16 protein-coding genes are annotated in these 18,736 nt (G+C 67.4%); 10 read left to right on the top strand and 6 right to left on the bottom strand.

Annotated features, from left to right (window positions below):
• Positions 1 to 207: 207 nt before the first annotated feature.
• Positions 208 to 588, top strand: a complete 381-nt coding sequence (locus FZP69_RS19205) for a VOC family protein (RefSeq protein WP_152042966.1) — start codon at positions 208 to 210, stop codon at positions 586 to 588.
• A 76-nt stretch (positions 589 to 664) separates the two neighbouring features.
• Positions 665 to 1,339, top strand: coding sequence for a VOC family protein (locus FZP69_RS19200; RefSeq protein ID WP_152042965.1), 675 nt, complete (start codon positions 665 to 667; stop codon positions 1,337 to 1,339).
• A 21-nt stretch (positions 1,340 to 1,360) separates the two neighbouring features.
• Here the strand turns inward: FZP69_RS19200 and FZP69_RS19195 are convergent, their stop codons facing one another.
• From FZP69_RS19195 to FZP69_RS22760, 3 genes are all read right to left on the bottom strand, one after another.
• Complete coding sequence (locus tag FZP69_RS19195) at positions 1,361 to 1,966, bottom strand: protein sorting system archaetidylserine decarboxylase (RefSeq protein ID WP_152042964.1); 606 nt, start codon at positions 1,964 to 1,966, stop codon at positions 1,361 to 1,363.
• Positions 1,963 to 2,970: an AAA family ATPase gene (locus FZP69_RS19190; RefSeq protein ID WP_152042963.1), complete on the bottom strand. Its 1,008-nt coding sequence runs from the start codon at positions 2,968 to 2,970 to the stop codon at positions 1,963 to 1,965. Before FZP69_RS19190 ends, FZP69_RS19195 begins: the two co-directional genes overlap by 4 nt.
• Positions 2,971 to 4,181: 1,211 nt before the next feature.
• Positions 4,182 to 4,670 (bottom strand): IclR family transcriptional regulator domain-containing protein, encoded by a 489-nt coding sequence (locus FZP69_RS22760; protein WP_192918655.1) that lies wholly within the window; start codon positions 4,668 to 4,670, stop codon positions 4,182 to 4,184.
• Between the two features lie 235 nt (positions 4,671 to 4,905).
• On the opposite strand from FZP69_RS22760, the gene FZP69_RS19185 reads away from it, so the two are divergent.
• Entirely contained in the window at positions 4,906 to 6,498 is a 1,593-nt protein-coding gene (locus tag FZP69_RS19185) for a class I adenylate-forming enzyme family protein (protein ID WP_192918654.1), read from the top strand.
• A 43-nt stretch (positions 6,499 to 6,541) separates the two neighbouring features.
• Here the strand turns inward: FZP69_RS19185 and FZP69_RS19180 are convergent, their stop codons facing one another.
• Positions 6,542 to 7,891: a DUF362 domain-containing protein gene (locus tag FZP69_RS19180; protein WP_152042961.1), complete on the bottom strand. Its 1,350-nt coding sequence runs from the start codon at positions 7,889 to 7,891 to the stop codon at positions 6,542 to 6,544.
• Between the two features lie 223 nt (positions 7,892 to 8,114).
• Here FZP69_RS19180 and FZP69_RS19175 point away from each other — a divergent pair, with 223 nt between their 5' ends.
• The 5 genes from FZP69_RS19175 (at position 8,115) to FZP69_RS19155 (ending at position 14,742) form a co-directional block, all read left to right on the top strand.
• The gene (locus FZP69_RS19175) at positions 8,115 to 9,287 is read left to right on the top strand and encodes a CaiB/BaiF CoA transferase family protein (protein ID WP_192918653.1); all 1,173 of its coding nucleotides are present in this window, start codon (positions 8,115 to 8,117) and stop codon (positions 9,285 to 9,287) included.
• Between the two features lie 269 nt (positions 9,288 to 9,556).
• Positions 9,557 to 11,809, top strand: coding sequence for a GMC family oxidoreductase (locus FZP69_RS19170; protein ID WP_192918652.1), 2,253 nt, complete (start codon positions 9,557 to 9,559; stop codon positions 11,807 to 11,809).
• A 75-nt stretch (positions 11,810 to 11,884) separates the two neighbouring features.
• Complete coding sequence (locus FZP69_RS19165; RefSeq protein WP_192918651.1) at positions 11,885 to 12,655, top strand: enoyl-CoA hydratase/isomerase family protein; 771 nt, start codon at positions 11,885 to 11,887, stop codon at positions 12,653 to 12,655.
• Positions 12,656 to 12,815: 160 nt separating this feature from the next.
• Entirely contained in the window at positions 12,816 to 13,847 is a 1,032-nt protein-coding gene (locus tag FZP69_RS19160; RefSeq protein ID WP_152042957.1) for a glycoside hydrolase family 88/105 protein, read from the top strand.
• A gap of 337 nt (positions 13,848 to 14,184) precedes the next feature.
• Entirely contained in the window at positions 14,185 to 14,742 is a 558-nt protein-coding gene (locus tag FZP69_RS19155; protein WP_152042956.1) for a sugar O-acetyltransferase, read from the top strand.
• Between the two features lie 123 nt (positions 14,743 to 14,865).
• Here the strand turns inward: FZP69_RS19155 and FZP69_RS19150 are convergent, their stop codons facing one another.
• Positions 14,866 to 15,381, bottom strand: coding sequence for a VOC family protein (locus FZP69_RS19150; protein ID WP_152042955.1), 516 nt, complete (start codon positions 15,379 to 15,381; stop codon positions 14,866 to 14,868).
• Positions 15,382 to 16,080: 699 nt separating this feature from the next.
• Between FZP69_RS19150 and FZP69_RS19145 the strand changes: the two genes are divergently transcribed.
• Positions 16,081 to 17,136, top strand: a complete 1,056-nt coding sequence (locus FZP69_RS19145) for a mannonate dehydratase (RefSeq protein ID WP_152042954.1) — start codon at positions 16,081 to 16,083, stop codon at positions 17,134 to 17,136.
• Between the two features lie 51 nt (positions 17,137 to 17,187).
• Positions 17,188 to 17,553 carry a hypothetical protein gene (locus FZP69_RS19140; protein WP_152042953.1) on the top strand — a complete coding sequence of 122 codons (366 nt, stop codon included), beginning with the start codon at positions 17,188 to 17,190 and terminating at the stop codon, positions 17,551 to 17,553.
• A 36-nt stretch (positions 17,554 to 17,589) separates the two neighbouring features.
• Here the strand turns inward: FZP69_RS19140 and FZP69_RS19135 are convergent, their stop codons facing one another.
• Positions 17,590 to 18,459, bottom strand: coding sequence for an amidohydrolase family protein (locus tag FZP69_RS19135; protein ID WP_152042952.1), 870 nt, complete (start codon positions 18,457 to 18,459; stop codon positions 17,590 to 17,592).
• Positions 18,460 to 18,736: the final 277 nt, after the last annotated feature.

Below are 18,736 nucleotides of genomic sequence, written 5' to 3'. Positions count from 1 at the left end.
GGCGACGGGAGGGTGACGGCGCGGCCGAGCACGCAGAGTGGCGCGTCGTCGAGCGGTTCGAACGGCGGACCCACGGGTCGCTGACGCGGAACGTCCACGTGGTACGGCGGGCGTGACCCCCCGACCGAAGCGCAATCCCACGCGGATCTGTGTGTCGGTCGTACCGAACACGGACAGGGATTCGTCCCTCCTCGACGTGGGTCGACCATGCTCGACGCGATTCGGTCGCTCGACTACGTGGTGGTGCTCTGCGACGACATCGAGACGACACGGCGGTTCTACGCCGACGTGCTCTCGTTCCCGATCTATCGCGACTGGGACGACTGGATCGAGTTCCAGGTCGGGGCGACGCTCCTGACGCTCCGGGAACGGGGACGGCCCGAGGACGGACAGTCGCCGCCGTCCGGAACGACGGGCGTCCAGCTGGCGTTTCGCGTGCCACCACCGGACGTCGACCGCTGCTACGAGGCGCTGTGTGACCACGACGTCGAGATCGTCGACGAACCGCGAACCCGGGAGTACGGGCACCGAACGCTGTTCTTTCGAGACCCGGAGGGGAACCTGCTGGAGATATACGCCGACGTGTGAGCGCGAGGGGGACGTGTGCGTGTCCGCGACCCGTGCGAGCAACCGTTATGGACGGACGCGCCGGACCAGTGTCAGGATGCGAATCGACAGGCTCCACCTCCAGACGGCCCACTTGGAAGCGTTGTCCGAGTTCTACGCCGAGAAGTTCGAGCTCGACGTGAGGAGCGTGGAAGACGACAGCGTCGTCGTCGCGTTCGGCGAGACCAGCGTCGTGTTCGAGCCGTCACCGACGGGAACGAATCCGTACTACCACTTCGCGATCACCGTTCCGTCGAACCGCTTCGACGACGCCGTCGCGTGGCTGACCGACCGGGTGGAGCCACTGACGGATCCCGACACGGACGAGCAGACGTTCTCCTTCGAGTTCATGAACGCCCACGCGGTCTACTGTCTCGATCCGGCCGGGAACGTCGTCGAACTGATCGCCAGACACGGGCTGCCGGACGCCACGGGCGCGTTCGACGCGGGACGGTTCCGTCGCGTGAGCGAGATCGGGCTGCCGACGCCGGACGTCCGGCACACCGTCGAAGCGCTGGAAGACGCGGTCGGTGCGACCCGGTGGGACGAGTCGACCGACGAGTTCGCAGTCGTCGGCGACGACGAGGGGCTGTTCGTCGTCGTCGAGACCGGTCGTCCCTGGTATCCGACCGACACGCGGGCCTCGGACCGATTCCCCGTCACGGTTGCGACCCCCGACGCCGTCGACGTACGGACGTTCGAGACGCTCCCGTATCGGATCGAACCCGCGTGAGACCGGACGGAGGGGTCGACCTCAGACCTCGCCGTCGCTCGGCAGTTCGGCGACGACCGTCTCGCCCGCCCGGACCGAGTCACCTTCCTCGACGAGGAGGTGGTCGCGGTCGATCGAGGGCGGCAGGAGCACGTCCGCGCGGGAGCCGAACGCGATGTGGCCGAGGCGGTCGCCCTTGGCGACCGTGTCGCCGTCGTGGACGTACGGCACGATCCGTCGGGCGAACCAGCCCGCGATGAGCGACACCTCGAACAGCCCGAAGTCGACGTCGACACGCTCGTTGTTCTCCGAATCCTTCGTGAACGCCGGCCTGTTCGCGCCCGGCGAGTGTTCGATCCCGTCGACGTACCCCTTCCTCGGCGCGCGGACGACGTGGACGTCGAGGGCGTTCATGTAGACGCCGACCCGAAGCTGGTCGCCCTCCTGGCGGACCACGGAGACCTTCCCGTCGGCGGGCGCGACGATCCCCTCCGTGGGAGGATGTCGCTCGGGGTCGCGGAAGTTCCAGAGCACGAACAGCCCCACCCCCAGGAGCACGACCGCGAGCGGCGGGACGAGCAGGGCGAAGACGCACGCACCGACGAGCGGTGGCAGCGCCCACTTCCGAACGCCAGGGGCGAAGTTCACGCGTGGACCTCCTCTCCCCAAGCGGTGAGGAGATGCGTCAGATGAAGTCTGTCGTCGGTCCCGGTCGCGAGATCCAGGTCGACCTCGCCGGCGATCCGGTGGAGCCGGGCGAGTTCGTCACGGTCGAGATCGCCCCGGCGAGCAACCCGGAGGAGCGCCTGCAGGAGGTCGCCACCCTCGTACCCCTCGTCGTCGAGGAGGCTCCCAAGCGTCTTCCGAGCGTCACGATACGCGCCCGCGCGGGCGTCCGAGAGGACCGACTCGAGCTGATCGTCGCGACCCACGGCCGTGATGGTTCTGTGGGCGGCGTCCATGGTGATCTCGCCCTCCTCGACCGCCGTCGCCTGTGCACTCATGACGGCGCGTCGGACGTTTCCGTCCGCGTAGCCGGCGACGAACTCCAGGCCGTCCGGGTGGTAGTCGACCCCCTCGCGCTCGACGATCCGCCGCAAGACGTCACGGAGTTCGTCCGTCGTCGGCTTCCGCACGGGGACGATGAAACACCGCGAGCGGATCGGCGGGATCAGTCGGGAGGGCTGGCGGGTGGCGATGACGAACTGCGTGGTCCGGTGGTGACGTTCCATCACCCGCCGGAGGGCCTGCTGGAAGTCCTCGCGGATGGTCTCGGCGTTGTCGAAGAGGATGGTCTTGTAGTCGCCCGTGATGGGTGCGTAGCCGGCGGCCTCGCTGAAGACGTGTTTGACCATCTCGCGCTTCGACATACTCCGGTCGACCAGGTGCGAGAAGCGCGGGTCGTCGGCGATCTGTTTCTTCGAACGGTCGAAGAAGTCCGCGACGTTGATCTCGACGAGGTCCGCGTCGGGGTCGTCGTGCGTCTCCCATGCGAGCGCTCTGACCGCAGCGGTCTTACCGACACCCACGGGGCCCTGGAGTACGAGGTTCATCGGTTCGTCGACCGTTCGCTGGAGGTGGTCGCGGACCTCCGGCTGGGGGAGCTCCGCGAGCGCTGGCGCGTGTGCCTCCGTCCAGAGCGGTGCGTTCATACGACGTAGTGTGTCGGCCGGAGCGTAAGAATCGGTCGGTCAGTCCGTCCGTACGGACCGGACTGCGATCGACCGACGACCGCCCGTCGTCGGCTCCGTCCGTGGCCCGCCGTTCGATCCTGGCCTCTCCACCGTGACGACTCCGACGCGAGCCGCTCCGACGACATCCGGCGTCCGCCGTCCTCGAACTATAAGATTTCTTAACTAGCATTTAGCAAGATATGTCGGTGGGCGTATCGGATTGACTCGTCGTCCCTCCGTCGACGTATCTCTCCGATCGGGGGGTGTCGACCGATACGAAACGGCCTGCACGTCGTGTCTCGGCACGTTCTCGCGTCGTTCTCTTTCTCCCGATCGGCTCGTCGGTGTCTCGAACACGTCGTCCAGCACGTGCTGAACGTCGACTTAGCCCGGACGAGAACCGTCACCGATCGAATCGTCGAGCACCGTTCAGTCGCACACGTCCCCGGCATCGGGGGTACAGGCTGCCGCCGACGGACGGCCACCGCAAGTATATTATATCTGCTACTTAGACAAAAACACCAAAGAAATTATATTTCAGGGCGTGTCACGAACGGGAACGTCGATCCCCTGCCCGCGAGCGGTACGGCCGTGAGGAGATTGGTCGGTCTATTGACGCCGGTACAAGTACAATTAGTTCTCCCCACAGTTCCCGTTCAGTGCGCACCGAAACAGGTCGACGTCGACGGTATCCGGTTCGTACGACCGTCGTTTTCATCCCACTCGATCCCCCTCGGACGGGCGACCAGCGCCGACTCCGTTCGCAGTCTTGCCGTCCTCGATCTCTCCCCCTTCCGGCCACTCAGGCGTGCTATCATCGGTTTCGAACTCGGATATCATGCGCCGCGTCCCTGCACAGGATCCGGCGAACGGGGTCCGGTCAGAGTCGCCACGATCGCGCTGGCGGTCCGACGTGAACCGGTCACGGACCCGCTGCATCGCTGTACGGCGTGACCGGCTGTCCGTTCGGTCGTGACCAGCCGGGAGCGTGCCCTCACGTCGCAGCGATCCCACTGGCCGCGCGGCATCACTCTCGCCCGCTCCGATCAGCGGCGGACGCCGCTCTACTGGAACCGGGGGTGTCCAACGTGATCTATTACGTCTGTACGGGTGTAATGAGGAGTCGACGAGTGGCCCCCAGCGACCACACGTGAGAATCGGAACCGCTCGCTTCGACGACGAGACGTCGGTCACCGACGAGTCCACCGTGTCTCTCGGACGAATCTATTCGTTATACTGAACGATCGATCGCGTCCACACGGTTTCGGATTTTGGTTCTCGTGCGGAGACGAATACCGCACCGTCTCGTTCTCGAGCCTGAGGAGACGAGACAGGATCGCCCTGCCGAGTGCCGTGTTGTGCAGGTAGGCTCGCTGTCCGGTGAAGGAGTCGACCTTGACCGCCCGCTCGCCGGACGCCCGGTGGATGTAGACACCGCACCCGTGTTCCTCGACGACGAGGTTCGCCAGTTCACTGGTCTCCCCGGCGGGTCCCGTCATCTCGGCCCTGGCGGCCTCGTATATCTGTCGACGGTGCCGGGCGAACGGTCCCGCTTCGAGAAAGCGCATGTCGAGGTGGCCGTCGAGTTCGGAGATCGTCGCCCCATCGAGCCGTTTCAGCTTCCCGATGATGCGAACGGTCGGCTTCGTCGATTCGATCGGGCTCTTTGCTTTCGGCATCCTGCGTGGGCAGTGTCGTTCGGAATACCTCGCGTGCGTTCGTTACACTCGAAAACGGTCTCTCGGCCGGGCCGTCGACCGACGACGGCGAGTTCCGGATGGTTTGCGACCTGCGCGCCGATGGTACGCTCGACCCCCATCCACTCGTCCCGTCCCCCCACGCATCCCGTGGTCCTCCCGACGTCCCGGGAGCCAGGGAGAAACACATTTGACCCGCGTCCCGCAACGTGGCGCTATGCCACACGACAGGGCGACAGAACGCAACCTCGGGGCGGTCCACGACCCAGTCGCCGCCAGCGACCCCGATCGCACGGCGCTCGTCGATGGCGAGACCGACGAGCGTCTCTCGTACGGTGGGTTCGCCACACGCGTCGCTCGGGTGGCGAACGTTCTGGCCGATCTGGGTGTCGGACGCGACGACCGCGTCCTCGCGTTCTCCCCGAACGATGTCCGGTACCTCGTCACGCTGCTCGCCGTCGCTCGTCTCGGTGCGGTCCCCGTCCCGATCAACCTCCAGCTCCGCCGCGAGAAGCTCTCCGCGATCGTCGACGACTCCGGGGCGTCGCTCGCCGTCGTGCGCCCCGGTCCCTCCGTCCCCGACGCCGTCGACGCGGTGCTCGACGACGCTGCGGGCGTCGAGACGGTCGTCGTGGACGGCTCCCCCGAGGCGTGTTCCCTCTCCGAAACGCGCGTGGTCGCACTCACGGAACGCCTGCCGGCGGCCGCCGACGAGCGCGCGCCCGTCGCGGTCTCGGCCGACGATCCGGCGATCCAGCCGTACACGAGCGGCTCGACGGGCCGTCCAAAGGGGGTCGTTCTCACCCACGGCGGCGTCTCGTGGTGTACGACCGCGTTCACCGACCACCTCGATCTGGACGCCGACGACCGGGGACTCGTCGTCACCCCGCTGTACCACAAGAACGCGATGACGGGCGTCGTGAAACCGATGCTCCACCGTGGTGGGACCGTGGTGCTGGTGCCGGAGTTCGACAGCGCGGCCGTCGTCGCGGCCATCGACACCTACGACGTCACCTACATGACCGGCGTGCCGGCGATTTACAAGCGACTCGTCGCCGACGCGTCGGCGCTCGACGCGCACGACGTCTCCTCCATGACGTGGGCGAGTTGCGGGAGCGCGCCCGTCCCGGCGTCGCTCGTCGACTCGTTCTCCGAGACGTTCGACGCCGACCTGCTGGAGGTGTACGGGCTCACCGAGGGTGGGCCGGTCGTGACGCACTCGCCACGGACGGGCTCCCGGAAGGTCGGGAGCGCGGGTGTCGCCCTCCCCGGCGTCGAGACCGAGATCGTCGACCCCGAGACCGGCGAGACCTGCCCGCCCGGCGAACCGGGCGAACTGCTGGTCGCCAGTCCCGGCCTCGGGCGCTACCACGACCGACCGGCGGCCACCCGGGCGGCGTTCGAGCTCCGCGACGGGCGGCGGGTCCTCCACACCGGTGACCTCGTTCGGAAGGACGCGGCGGGCTACCACTACGTCGTCGGACGACTCGACGACATGCTGGTCGTCGGCGGCGAGAACCTCTACCCGGCCGAGGTGGAGGACCTGCTCCTGACCCACGACGCCGTCGAGGACGTCGCCGTGGTCGCCGTCCCACACGCCGAGAAGGGCGAGGCACCCGTCGCGTTCGTCGTCCGAGCGACTCCCGTGTCGGAAGCCGAACTCAAGGGGTACGCGCTCGACCGCGGGCCGGCGTACGCCCACCCGCGACGGGTCTTCTTCGCGGCGGAACTCCCCCTCGGCGGCACCGGCAAGATACAGACGTCGAAACTCCGATCGATCGCACGCGCCCGGGTCGACGGCGAGCTGTGAGCCGCGTCGCCGTCACAGCACCACGGTCGACCCCCTGTCGCCCTCAGCGGGGTCGTTCTCGCAACGACGGCGCGCGGAACTGCCCGTCGTCGAACTCGATCGGCGACGGTTCCTCGACGACGCGGAGGTCGTCGCGCCCCCGGGCGGCCTCGACCAGTGCAGTCGACGCGTACAGCCGGTGGAGGTGCATCGTGTCGCCAGCCCGGAGCACGCGCACGGTTTCCGGATCGACGACGCCGATAGTCGACAGCGCGGCGATGAGCCCCGCGCGGTCGGTCTCGACGACCGGGGGAAGCTTCACGCCGCGGATGGTGCTCGCCGTGAGCGCGTTGATCAGCGTGGTCGGCGCGTCGATTTCGGCGGCGATCGACTCGTGGACGACGTCGGCGGAGCCGACGCCCATCGCGTTGCCGTGGGTGGTCTCGGTCAGTCCGCGCGTGTAGATTCGCTTGATCTCGGGCCGTTCGGGCGCGGGCTCGTTGATCGAGAACGGGCGGCGACCGATGACGTTCGTATCCATCCCCTGGCCGCTGACGTCCTTGCCCTGTCTGTCGAAGACGACCACGTCGAGCTCGTCGAACGGGAGCGTCGGCATCACGTCGTACGCCAGCTCGAGCAGCTCCTTCTCGCGGTCGAGGAAGCCGCTCGGGGGGACGCCCTCGATCAGCGTCGTGTCGTCGTGCTGATCCTCGACGATGGCGACCCCCCCGACGATGGGGAGCGAGTCGAGCAACTGTTCGGTGATCTCGGGGATCATCCGCCGGAACGACCAGTCGACCGCCCACTCGTGGGCGATCTTCGCGCCGCGCTGTTTTCCCATGCCGATGACGAGCATCTTCGAGAGGCCGCTCTCGACGGTGCCGTCGAAGTCGGTGTGGGGTTTGACGCGGTTGATCGGGAGGATGGCGTCCGCGCTCGCCGCGTTGGCGTCGGCGACGACGGGGACGTCGCGGTCCGGCGTCCGACCCACCTCGACGACCTCCATGCTCGAACGGATCTCACACCCCACGCTCGCCTCGGAGACGCCGAGTTCGTTCAGCATCTCGGTCTGGCCCTGGGCCGTCGCCCCGCCGTGACTCCCCATCGCTGGGAAGACGAACGGCTCGTAGCCGGCGTCTTCGAGCGCGTCGACGACCCCCGCGACGATGGCCCCCAGGTTCGCGATGCCGCGGCTCCCCACACCCAGCGCCACCTCGCCGCCGTCGGGGACGTCCGCGAACGAGAGCGACTCGACGGCTGCGGCGGCCGCCGCACTGACGTCGTCGGGTGCGATCGGATCCGTCTCCCAGAGCTGTTCGATGACTCCCATCTCGGGGAGGCGCAGGTCGCCGCAGGCGTCGACGATGACCTCCTCCGACACCGAGAGGCCGTGCGCGTGTTGGTCGGTCGGCATGGTTCGACCGTCGGGAGGTTTCGGTATAAAACTGTCTCCGCGGTGTGACGACCCCGATTCCGACCGTTCCTCGCCGTGTCGAACACGCCGGGTGTCGCCCCGGACGCTGCCCTTCAGCCGGAGTGAATCAGCCTCCGACGGGAGCCGATCACTCCACGACGGGAGGCGCCGGAGGGGTGAGGCGAGGGAAAAGCCTATTTCGGTCGGTTCACACGCTCACGCAATGCCAGCCGCACTCGACGACATCACGGTCGTAAGCTTCGGGCAGATCGCCCAGGGTCCGGTCGCGACGCAGATGCTCGCGGATCTCGGTGCCGAGGTCCTCAAGATCGAACGGCCCGGTGGGGAGTGGATGCGTCACTTCTCGATGGCCAACGGCTATCGCGACGGGGAGAGCCTCCAGTTTCAGGTCTTCAACCGCAACAAACGGAGCGTCGAACTCGACATCAAGGACGACGACCACCGCGCGGTGCTCTACGACCTCTGCGAGGAGGCGGACGTCGTCCTCGAGAACTTCCGCCCCGGCGTGATGGACCGACTCGGCTTCGGGTACGAGGAGCTCTCCGAGCGGAATCCCGGACTCATCTACGCGAGCGCGTCCGGCTTCGGCTCGTCGGGTCCGTACGTCGACCGGCCGGGGCAGGACCTCATCATCCAGGGGATGGGCGGTCTGATGAGCATCACCGGCGACCGCGACGACCTCCCGACGCCACAGGGGGTCGCCATCGCCGATCTCCACTCGGCGACGTACCTCGCGTTCGGGATCCTCGCGGCGCTACACTACCGCGACCGGACCGGCGAGGGACAGCGGATCGAGGGCGACCTCCTCAGCGCGACGGTCGACCTCCAGCTCCAGGAACTGTCGACGTACGCCAACACGGGCGCGGAACTCGATCGTGGCGAACACGGGCTCGGCAACCTCTACCACCCGGCTCCCTACGGGGTGTACGAGACCGCCGACGGCCACATCGTGCTCTCGCTCGTGCTCCCCTCGGAGCTCGGCGAGATACTCGGGATCGACGAGATCACCGACGTGTCGACGTGGGAGGAGGCGTACGAGCGGCGCGACGAGATCATGGCACACGTCGCCGACGTCCTCGAGACGGACACCACGGACGCGTGGATGGAGCAGCTCATCGAACACGACGTCTGGTGTGGGCCGGTCAAGGACCTCCCCGAGGTGCTCGAGGACCCGCAGGTCCGGGACAACGACATGATCAAGACCATCGACCACCCGACGCTCGGCGAGCTCACCGTCACCGGCATGCCGCTCCGACTGAGCGAGACGCCCCCGTCGATCCGGCGACATCCGCCACGCGCCGGCGAACATACGGCGGAGGTCCTCGAGGAACTGGGCTATCCGGCCGACCTCGCGTCGTCCTCGGTGGACGACTGACGGATCGTCGTTCGGGAACGGACGCCTCGTGGCCTCTCGGCCACCCGCCAGCTCTCCGACCACCCGCCAGCTCTCCGATCACCCCCAGCTCGTCTGTCGACGCCGACGCTCGTCGGTACGTTCGTCTCCTGGCACACGCACCCCTCTCTCTCGGTCGTGCGCAGCGACCGCGGTCGACGATGCCGCCACCGTCGTCCGTCCACTCCACGAACCGAACTCACCGACAACGTTTAATCAATCGGCTCGTACGTTGCACGCACAACACGAGCATGCGTCTCCCTGACACACTCATAACGTTCAATCGACATCAGGCCCGGACGGTATCCGCGCTGTTCGAGCGGATGTTCCCGGCCGACGAGGACCCCGGTGCGACGGAGATCGGTGCCACCCGGTACGTCGATCGCGCACTCAACGACGCGTACGCCGAGCAACAGCGCGCCTACCGCCTCGGACTCGACGCGCTGGACCGGAACGCGACGGAGACGTACGGCGTTCCGTTCGCGGACTGTCCGCCCGAGCAGCAGGACAGTCTGATCGCTCGCCTCGAGGCGGGCGAGCTCGACGACTTCCACACGCCGCCGCAGGAGACGTTCTTCGATCTGCTCCACCAGCATCTGACCGAGGGGCTGTTCGCCGACCCGGCGTACGGCGGGAACCGGGAGAAGAAGGGTTGGAAGGTGCTGGGCCATCCGGGCGTCTCCCTGGAGAACTCCGCGGCGGAGAACCTCTCGGACGAACCCGTGACCAAGGGCGGCGAGTACCAGTCGATGGCCGACCTCGGCTACGACCCCGACGACGCGGGCGGCGGTGGCCCGCCGGACATCGAGGGGTTCGACCCACAGGCCGGCGGGAAGCCGCCGGCCGACGAGGCCGACGTCGCGATGGTCGGGGTCGGCGCGATGGGTGGGATGGTCGCACCCATCCTCGCGGAGGCCGGCCTCGACGTCGTCGCGTACGAGGCAGGGCCGTACCGGACCGAGGGCGACTTCCTGCCGGACGAACTCGGTTCGTCGTACTACTGTCGTGCCGATATGGGCAAGAAGTTCGACGCCGAGACGCCCCGGTGGCGCCGGGACGAGGATGAAGACACCCGGGATGCGTCGTTCTCGCTCGGTCGGATGATGAACAGCGTCGGCGGTTCGGTCATCCACTACGGGGCGTGGCTCCGGCGTTTCCACCCACACCACTTCCGCGAGCGCTCGTACGTCGAGGAACGCTGGGGCGAGGACGTCCTGCCGGACGACTGCACGCTCGCGGACTGGCCGCTGAGTTACGAGGACCTCGAACCGTACTACACCCGCGCCGAGCAGGAGATCGGCGTCTCGGGCGGCGACGACAACCCGTACGTCGAGCGGAGCGAACCGCTCCCGAACCCCCCGCTCCGGCCTCACAAGATCGGCGAGGCGTTCAAAGAGGTCACCGAGGAGATGGGACTCACCCCCTTCCCGGTCCCGGTCGGCGTGAACAGCGAACCGTACGATGGCCGAGCGGCGACGACCTACACCGCGTGGAACAACGGGTTCGGTCCGTTCAACGACGCCAAGTGGCACCCAGGGCAGACCCACGTCCCCCGGGCGCTCGAAACCGGGAACTTCGACCTGCGGACGCACTGCAGAGTCGTGGAGATCCTCACCGACGAGGACGGCGACGCCTGCGGCGTCGAGTACGTCGACGCGAACGGGACGCGACGCCGACAGGACGCGAAGGCCGTCGTCCTCTGCTCATACACCTTCGAGAACGTCCGGCTGCTTTTGACCTCGACGGACGAACACCACCCCGACGGCCTCGGCAACAACACCGGACAGGTCGGCAACCACTTCATGACGAAGATGTTCTCCGACGTGAGCGGCTACGTGCCGGACGAGGTGTGGAACCGCCACACCGGACCCGCCGCCCAGAGCGTGATCCTCGACGACTACCTCTCCGACGAGTTCGACTCGGTCGAACACGGCTTCGTCGGCGGCGCCACCCTGAGTGCCGAGCCCCAGTACCTGCCGATCGAGATCAGCCAGGAGTCGCTGCCGGCGGACGTCCCACGCTGGGGCCGGGAGTACAAAGACCACCTGCGCGAGTGGAACCACTGGGCGGCCGTGCGACTCCAGTCGACGAACCTCCCGTACGCGACGAACTACATCGAACTGGATCCGGAACACGTCGACGAGAGTGGCGAGGGGATGCCCGTGCTGCGGATCACGTACGACCTGCGCGAGAACGAGCGCAGGCTCCACGAGTTCTTCCGCGAGCAGATCGTCGAGATCCTCGAGGAGATGGGGGCGACGGAGACCTGGGGCGGGCCGGCGTTCACCGGCGTCGGCAGTAGTCACGATCTGGGTGGCTGCCGCATGGGCACGGATCCCGAGGAGTCCGTCGTCGGTCCCGAACTGGAGGTTCACGACACGCCGGGCCTCTACGTGTACAGCGGCGCGGTGTTCCCGAACTGTCCGGGCATCAACCCGACGCTGACGATGTGGGCCGTCTGTCTGCGCGCGGCCGAGCATCTGGTCGACGACTTCGGCACGTAACCAGGCCCCAGTTACGCGTTCCTCGACGGTCGACGCCAAGCTATTTACCACCGTTCTACGATGGCCTCACCGATCATGACTACCGCGACCGACTTCGAGTTCATCGACGTCACGGTCGACGACGGCGTCGCGACCGTCCGACTGCAGCGCCCCGAGAAGAAGAACGCGATCAACGCGACGATGCGGGACGAACTCGTTCGGGCGTTCGACCGGTTCGACGACGACGCCGACGCGACGGTCCTCGTGTTGACCGGGTCGGGCGACTCCTTCTCGGCCGGGACGGACATCGCCGAACTCGAAGAACGGATCCCGGAGACGACGACGGAGGCCGTCACACTCGAGCAGTTCGCGCTCCCCGAACGGATCGAAGCGATCGACAAACCGACCATCGCGATGCTGAACGGTCTCACGCTCGGCGGCGGCCTCGAACTGGCGCTGGCGTGTGACATCCGGCTCGCGTCGACCGAGGCGTCGGTGGGGTTCCCCGAGATCGCCATCGGCGGTTTCCCCGGTGAGGGCGGCACGCAGCGACTCCCTCGCGAGACGAACCTCGGCACCGCCCTCCTCATGTTGCTGACGGGCGAGATGGTCCCGAGCGAGCGCGCACGGGAGTACGGACTGATCCAGGAGACGCATCCACCCGATCAGCTCGAGACGCGCACGATGGCGGTCGCCGAGGCGATCGCCGAGAAGGACGAACTCGCGCTCGTCCTGGCGAAGACGGCGGCGAAGATGGCCTCGCGAACCGAGTTCGAGCAGGGGCTCCACCTCGAGGGCCTGCTCGCGAACGTCCTCGAGGCCACGCCCGAGCGGAAGGAACGGCTCCGGGAGTTCCTGGACGGCTAACCGACTCGTCGCGGCGTCGCCGTTCTGACGCGCCCGCGAGCCCTGGCCCGCCCGGAACCGACAGCGGCACCGTCGGTGTCCGTCACGGCCTCGCTCGACGACCTCCCCTGGACAACAGTAGTTTTTTTATCGGGTAGCTGCCAACGACGGACGAATATCGATGCTCGCAGAACGACTCGCGGCGCTCCGTCCGGTGGTAGCTCGGCATACGATCGAACGGGACATGGAGGGCGAAGACTGGGAGAAGGCGGTCGCGATCAACGGACTGCACGCGACGGGAGAGCCGGAGTTCCTCGACGCCGCCGAGACGCTCGTCGATCGCTGTGTCGCGACACAGACGAGCGCCGGCCAGTTCTCGTACGGCTCGCTCGACTACAAACCGTGGCTCCAGCAGTCCCACCTCGACTCGTTCCAGGGTATCTCGGACCCGGCCGCCCTCGGACAGGGCGTCCTCGACGTCTACCAGCGAACCGGCGAGCAACGGTATCTCGAGGCCGCACGCCGCCAGTACGAGTTCTTCGGGACGGTCGATCGAACCGAAGACGGCGGGATCTCACACCGACGCGAGGACGTCGAACTCTGGGTGGACTCCATCTACATGCTCTGTCCGTTCTTCGCGCGCTACGGCGTCGCCGCCGAGGAGCCGGCGGCGTTCGACGAGGCGGCTCACCAGGCGAAGATCGTCGCGAAGCACGTCCAGGACCCCCACACCGGCCTCTGTCGACACATGTGGAAGGAGACGCCGAACACCTTCCCGCAGGGGGCGTTCTGGTCGCGCGGCAACGGGTGGGCCACCGCCGGCATCCTCGACACGCTGGAACGGCTCCCTGACGACCATCCGGATCGCGACGACCTGGTCGAGATCTTCGAGGACGTCGCGAGCAGTGTCGTCGACCTGCAGGACGCGAGCGGCTTCTGGCACCACATCCTCGACGACCCCGAGTCACCGCTGGAGACGTCGGGGACGCTCATGTTCGCCTACTCGTTCATGAAGGCGAGCCAGATGGGACTGCTCGACGACGACCGGTACGAGGACGCTGCACGCGCCGGGATCGAGGTCACGCTCGATCTGGTGAACGACGATGGCGGCGTCGAACGGGTCGCCCGTCCGCCGGGCGGCCCGGACATGCCGTTCGGCGTCACCTCGTTCGGTCAGGGCTGGTTCCTGCTGGCCGCGCAGTACTTCGTGTAGCGACGTCGGGAGCGTTCCCGGCCGCCGGGCTGTCCGTGTGCTGGACCGTCCGGGTACCCGACACCCGATCGCCGACTAGATGGACGCCACGGTCCTCGCCGATGACTCCCCACGTCGAACGACTCGCGCCGCTCGACGACCGATCCGTGGCCGTGTCGTCGCGTCACGGCTCCGGCGCGTCTCCCCGTCCGAACGCTGCCCGGTGTCGACGGCGGCCGTTTGCTATCACCGAACCGTCTGCGCCGGACGGATCGTCGGGTCGACGAGTCTACCGGTCCACGCGACCACGGACGCCGACCGACACAACGGTTTTGACCGGGGCTCTCCAGAATGCAGTATGCCGACTGAAAAAGAGAAGATGCTCGCCGGGGACCTGTACGACGCCTCGGACCCGGAGCTGGTCGCGGAACGCGAACGCGCCCGGGAACTCACGCGACGGTTCAACGAGACAGAGCCGTCGGCCGGGGAGACGCGACAGCGACTGCTCCGGGAGCTGTTCGGGCCGAGCGGCGAGGACGTCTCCGTCGAACCGCCCTTCCGCTGCGACTACGGCTACAACGTCCACGTGGGAGACGGCTTCTACGCGAACTTCGACTGCGTCGTCCTGGACGTCTGTCCGGTGCGGATCGGCCGGAACTGCCTGGTCGGTCCCGGCGTCCACGTCTACACGGCCACGCACCCGCTGGACGCCGCCAGACGGATCGAAGGGCCGGAGTACGGAACGCCCGTCACGATCGGCGACGACGTCTGGATCGGTGGACGGGCGGTCGTCAATCCGGGCGTGACGGTGGGCGACCGGGCGGTGATCGCTTCGGGCGCGGTCGTGACGTCAGACGTCCCCGACGACGTGGTCGTCCAGGGGAACCCCGCCGAGCCGGTCAGACGCCTCGACTGAACCGTCGAGTGTGGGGACGGTCCGGTGACGACGCCTCGCCGCTACGACACGCAGTCTCCGGTCTCACGGGGTCGAGGCCCGTCGGGGCCGTGTTCGTCGACGACCGATTCGGGTTCGCAGGCGTCAGCTTCGACTGCCGTCCGCTCCGGCGCGGAGGAACGCCTCGGTGAACAGGCGTGCCTCTCCGGCTCGTCCGGCCCCGATGTCCGGTGTGAGTTCCTCCCGATGGACGAGATCGGTGACGACGGACTCGTCCAGTTCGGTGGCGTCGTGGTAGTTCACCTCCACGAGGTTCCCCGCGGGGTCTTCGATGTACATCTGTACGGCCCCGTCCGGCAGGACGTACACCCGGTCCTCGGGCTGGTCGTCGGTGATATCCGTGATGATCCCCCTCTCCTTCACCGTCCGGTACACCGTCTCGAAGTCGTCGACGTAGAGTGCGAAGTGGTGGTACCGCGGCGCGGGGACGTCGCGTTCGAACAGGTGGAGCTGCAGGTCGCCGGCCCGAAGCCACTCGACGTCCGTCTGGAAGTTCGGCGAGGGGATGTGCTCGAGACCGAACACGCCCTGATAGAACTCCAGCGATTCCGCCATGTCGTGCGCCACGATGCTGACGTGATTCAGTCGTGCCTGGGACATCGTTCTCCTCTGTGGACGGAGACCGCGACTCTACATAACGGTTGGTGATGGCCACCGCACGGCGTCGCGTTCCGTCTCGGACCCGACGTCGGCACGTCGTCCGTTCGACCGGCCGGCGGCCAGGAGCCGTCGTCCGCTCCGCCCGGCGTGACCGCCAGCGTGTCTTCTCCCGAGAAAACAATTATTTATAATTTCATATCGTTTCGACGATCGCGCCTCTCGTGGGATCGGCTCCCCGCCCGGTCCGGTCGTCGCGAGGCGAGGATCGTCCCCGTCTCCGCGTTCGGCGGAACAGCAGCTGCCTCGGTCTCGTCGCGGGGAACCGGAACTGGCCGCGAAGCCTGCCGATCGAGCGTCCTCGTGTGACCGCGCACAGGGGCCGTTGAGCGACTCGATCACCCGTTCCGCGCGACATCGTCTCACGTCGTCTCTCGGCGAACACTACACGACCCGACGCCCACCGACCGTGCTCTGGTGACGACGTCGGCGTCGACCCTGCCTTCCGCACCGCCACCGTCAGACTGCCTGGCGTGTCGTCGCCGCGGTCCGTGTCGTCGAATCCGACTGTCCGGACGATCCGAAGCGTTACAAATATCATTGGACCCCTGCCCGACTCACGTGCGCCCGTCGCGTCCGGTCGCGACAGTGCGGGGGCGGACCGACCAGAACATACAACCGCCCGACCTTCGAGGACCACGTATGGCACCCACTTCGACCCCCGACGGGATTCGGTTCGGCTTTCGGACGCGCTGGCTGAGCGACGAACGCCTCCGGTTCATGCGGCAGGTCGGTGCCGAGGAGGTGTTCGTCGACGTGATCGCCCCAGGACACGAGGCGGACGCGTACGCGGACGACCTGGCGTCGGATCGGGACGTCGAACACCTCCGGCTGGCACCGGACGACGTCCCCAGCGTCGACCGGCTCGAGACGCTCAAGGCCCACGTCGAGGGGACCGGCCTCCGACTCGCCGGGATCCACTCGTTACACTTCGGGATGTACGGCGACATCATGTTCGACCGGGCGGGCAAGGAGCAGCAGCTCGAGGCGATCGGGACGCTGATCGACCGCCTCGGTGCCGCCGGCATCGACACGCTCGGTTACCAGTGGAACCCACGCGGGCTGGTCCCGATGCGGACCGCGACGGCGGTTCCCGTTCGGGGTGGCGCGACGGCGACGGCGTTCGACGAGGCCGACCTCGATCCCATCGAGACCCCACCCGGCGACCTCGAACGGACGTACACGGCCGAGGAGTGCTGGGAGTACTACGAGGGGTTCCTCGAGCGGGTGCTCCCCCGGGCGGAGGACGCCGGGGTCCGCCTGGCGCTCCACCCGGCGGATCCGCCCGTGTACGAGGAACTCGGCGGAGTCCCGCGCCTGTTCGGGACGCGGGAGAGTTTCGACCGCGCGCTCGCGGCCGTCCCGAGCGACGCCCACGGGCTGAAGCTGTGTCTGGGCTGTTTCTCCGAGATGGGCGAAGACGTCCCCGACGTGATCTGTCACTTCGGCGACGACCTGGTGTTCGTCCACTTCCGCGACGTCATCGGGACGGTGCCCGCGTTCACAGAGACGTTCCTCGACGAGGGGAACTTCGACGAGTTCGCCGCGATGGAGGCGCTCCACGACGTGGGGTTCGACGGGCCGGTGCTCCTGGATCACGTCCCTGAACTCGCGGGGGACACGGAGTGGCGGCACCGCTCGCGGGCGTACGGTGCCGGCTACCTCCGCTGTCTCGTCAACTGGACCGAACGACGGTGACGATCGCCGGCGGAAACGCTAAGCCCACTGGGCGAGCGTGTCGTGACAGCCATGGAGATAACCAGCGTCGAGCCGGTCCTGGTGAGTCACGTCTACCCCGAGGACGAGACACTCGAGTGGTCCGCGGGAACGATCGAGTCGTGGGACGCGTCGCTCGTGCGCGTCGAAACCGACACGGGCCTCGTCGGCTGGGGGGAAGCCGGGCACGCCCTGACGGGCAACGAGGCGGTCCGGGGCATCGTCGACGCCTTGCGGTCGCAGGTCGTCGGACGGGACCCGGAGAACGTCCTCGGGATCCGAGAAGACCTCTACGACCGGAACCTCTTCTGGGCGCGCGGAGCCATCCCGCTGGGCGTGATCGGTGCCATCGAGATCGCCATCTACGACGTCCTCGGCAAGGGACACGTCTTCGACTGATCCGGCGAGCGGGAGACGCGAACTCCGCTTCGGACCTCACTTCAGGTGGAGCTTCTCGAAGGTCCGATACGCGAGATACGACAGGTCGCGCGCGGAGAGGAACTCGACCTCCTGGACCCACGAGAGACAGCGTTCGTACGAGTCCCAGCTGTCCATCCACGGGTAGTCGGAGCCGAGCATCAGTCGCTCGGGGCCGAACCACTCGACGAGGTTCCGCACGTAGCCGTGGAGGTCCGGGTACGGCCAGTCGGTGTCGGCCGACCGGGGGAGCGAGCTGATCTTCACGTACGTGTTGTCGTGGTCGGCGACCGCGGCGAACTCGGTCCACGGGGCGGCCTCGGGGTCCGTCTCCTCGTCGGGCCACGCCATGTGGTCGACCACCACCGGCACGTCCGGGTGCGCTCCGGCGAGTTCCTCCACGAGCGGGAGCTGCCGGGCCTTCGGGAAGACGAACAGCGCCGCGTCCTGTCTCGCCAGTTCGTCCCACACCGGCTCCAGACGATCGTCGGCGATCCAGTCCGTGTCCGGATTCAGCTCTGTTGGGATCTCCGCGTACTCGAGCGCCGCGTGCATTCGCACGCCGAGCATCCGCTCGTGGCCCACCGCCCGTCGCACGGCGGTGCGGACCGTCTCCTCGTCGCCGAAGAAGTCGACCAGCCCGACGCCGTAGAAGCGTCCGGGGTGGGCCTCGATACTCCGCATCGTGTACTCGTTGGCGCGCATCCCGCGACCGTAGGCGGGTGTGGTCACGATGACGCTCGCGTCGATGCCGAGGCGGTCCATGTCGGCGACGAGATCCTCATGCGTGTACGGCCCCTCCCACTCCGGAGGGAGGACCTCGCCCTGCCAGGGGAGTTCCGCCGTGTCGTGCCCCCACGCGTGCGTGTGTGCGTCGACGAATCGCATGACTACTCCGTGATTTCGGTACGAGCTATTTATACATTGGTGCGGGCAGGGACGGCGCGGTGGCGTCCTCCGCGGGTTCACGTTCGGCGCAACCGAGTGAGCCCGCGGATGATGTACTGCCGGCTCGTGCGCTCCGGCACGGTCTCTCGATCCCCTCTCGATCACCGAACCGTTCGTGTGACACGAAATGACTGAATTCGGATAGCTCTCCGTGCTCGAGACGCCATCTCCAGAACCGACTCGAACCTCGAACGGAGTGGCTTCTCCGTTGCACTGT

Source organism: Salinigranum salinum, assembly GCF_009176545.1.
Lineage (GTDB): Archaea > Halobacteriota > Halobacteria > Halobacteriales > Haloferacaceae > Salinigranum > Salinigranum salinum.
The sequence above is the reverse complement of the archived record's forward strand: the minus strand, read 5'-3'. Positions and strand labels throughout refer to the sequence as shown.

Coding starts and splice junctions, on each gene's coding strand:
- FZP69_RS19205 (WP_152042966.1), top strand. CDS start 208: ATGCTCGACGCGATTCGGTCGCTCGACTACGTGGTGGTGCTCTGCGAC.
- FZP69_RS19200 (WP_152042965.1), top strand. CDS start 665: ATGCGAATCGACAGGCTCCACCTCCAGACGGCCCACTTGGAAGCGTTG.
- FZP69_RS19190 (WP_152042963.1), bottom strand. CDS start 2,970: ATGAACGCACCGCTCTGGACGGAGGCACACGCGCCAGCGCTCGCGGAG.
- FZP69_RS22760 (WP_192918655.1), bottom strand. CDS start 4,670: ATGCCGAAAGCAAAGAGCCCGATCGAATCGACGAAGCCGACCGTTCGC.
- FZP69_RS19185 (WP_192918654.1), top strand. CDS start 4,906: ATGCCACACGACAGGGCGACAGAACGCAACCTCGGGGCGGTCCACGAC.
- FZP69_RS19180 (WP_152042961.1), bottom strand. CDS start 7,891: ATGCCGACCGACCAACACGCGCACGGCCTCTCGGTGTCGGAGGAGGTC.
- FZP69_RS19175 (WP_192918653.1), top strand. CDS start 8,115: ATGCCAGCCGCACTCGACGACATCACGGTCGTAAGCTTCGGGCAGATC.
- FZP69_RS19170 (WP_192918652.1), top strand. CDS start 9,557: ATGCGTCTCCCTGACACACTCATAACGTTCAATCGACATCAGGCCCGG.
- FZP69_RS19165 (WP_192918651.1), top strand. CDS start 11,885: ATGACTACCGCGACCGACTTCGAGTTCATCGACGTCACGGTCGACGAC.
- FZP69_RS19160 (WP_152042957.1), top strand. CDS start 12,816: ATGCTCGCAGAACGACTCGCGGCGCTCCGTCCGGTGGTAGCTCGGCAT.
- FZP69_RS19155 (WP_152042956.1), top strand. CDS start 14,185: ATGCCGACTGAAAAAGAGAAGATGCTCGCCGGGGACCTGTACGACGCC.
- FZP69_RS19150 (WP_152042955.1), bottom strand. CDS start 15,381: ATGTCCCAGGCACGACTGAATCACGTCAGCATCGTGGCGCACGACATG.
- FZP69_RS19145 (WP_152042954.1), top strand. CDS start 16,081: ATGGCACCCACTTCGACCCCCGACGGGATTCGGTTCGGCTTTCGGACG.
- FZP69_RS19140 (WP_152042953.1), top strand. CDS start 17,188: ATGGAGATAACCAGCGTCGAGCCGGTCCTGGTGAGTCACGTCTACCCC.
- FZP69_RS19135 (WP_152042952.1), bottom strand. CDS start 18,459: ATGCGATTCGTCGACGCACACACGCACGCGTGGGGGCACGACACGGCG.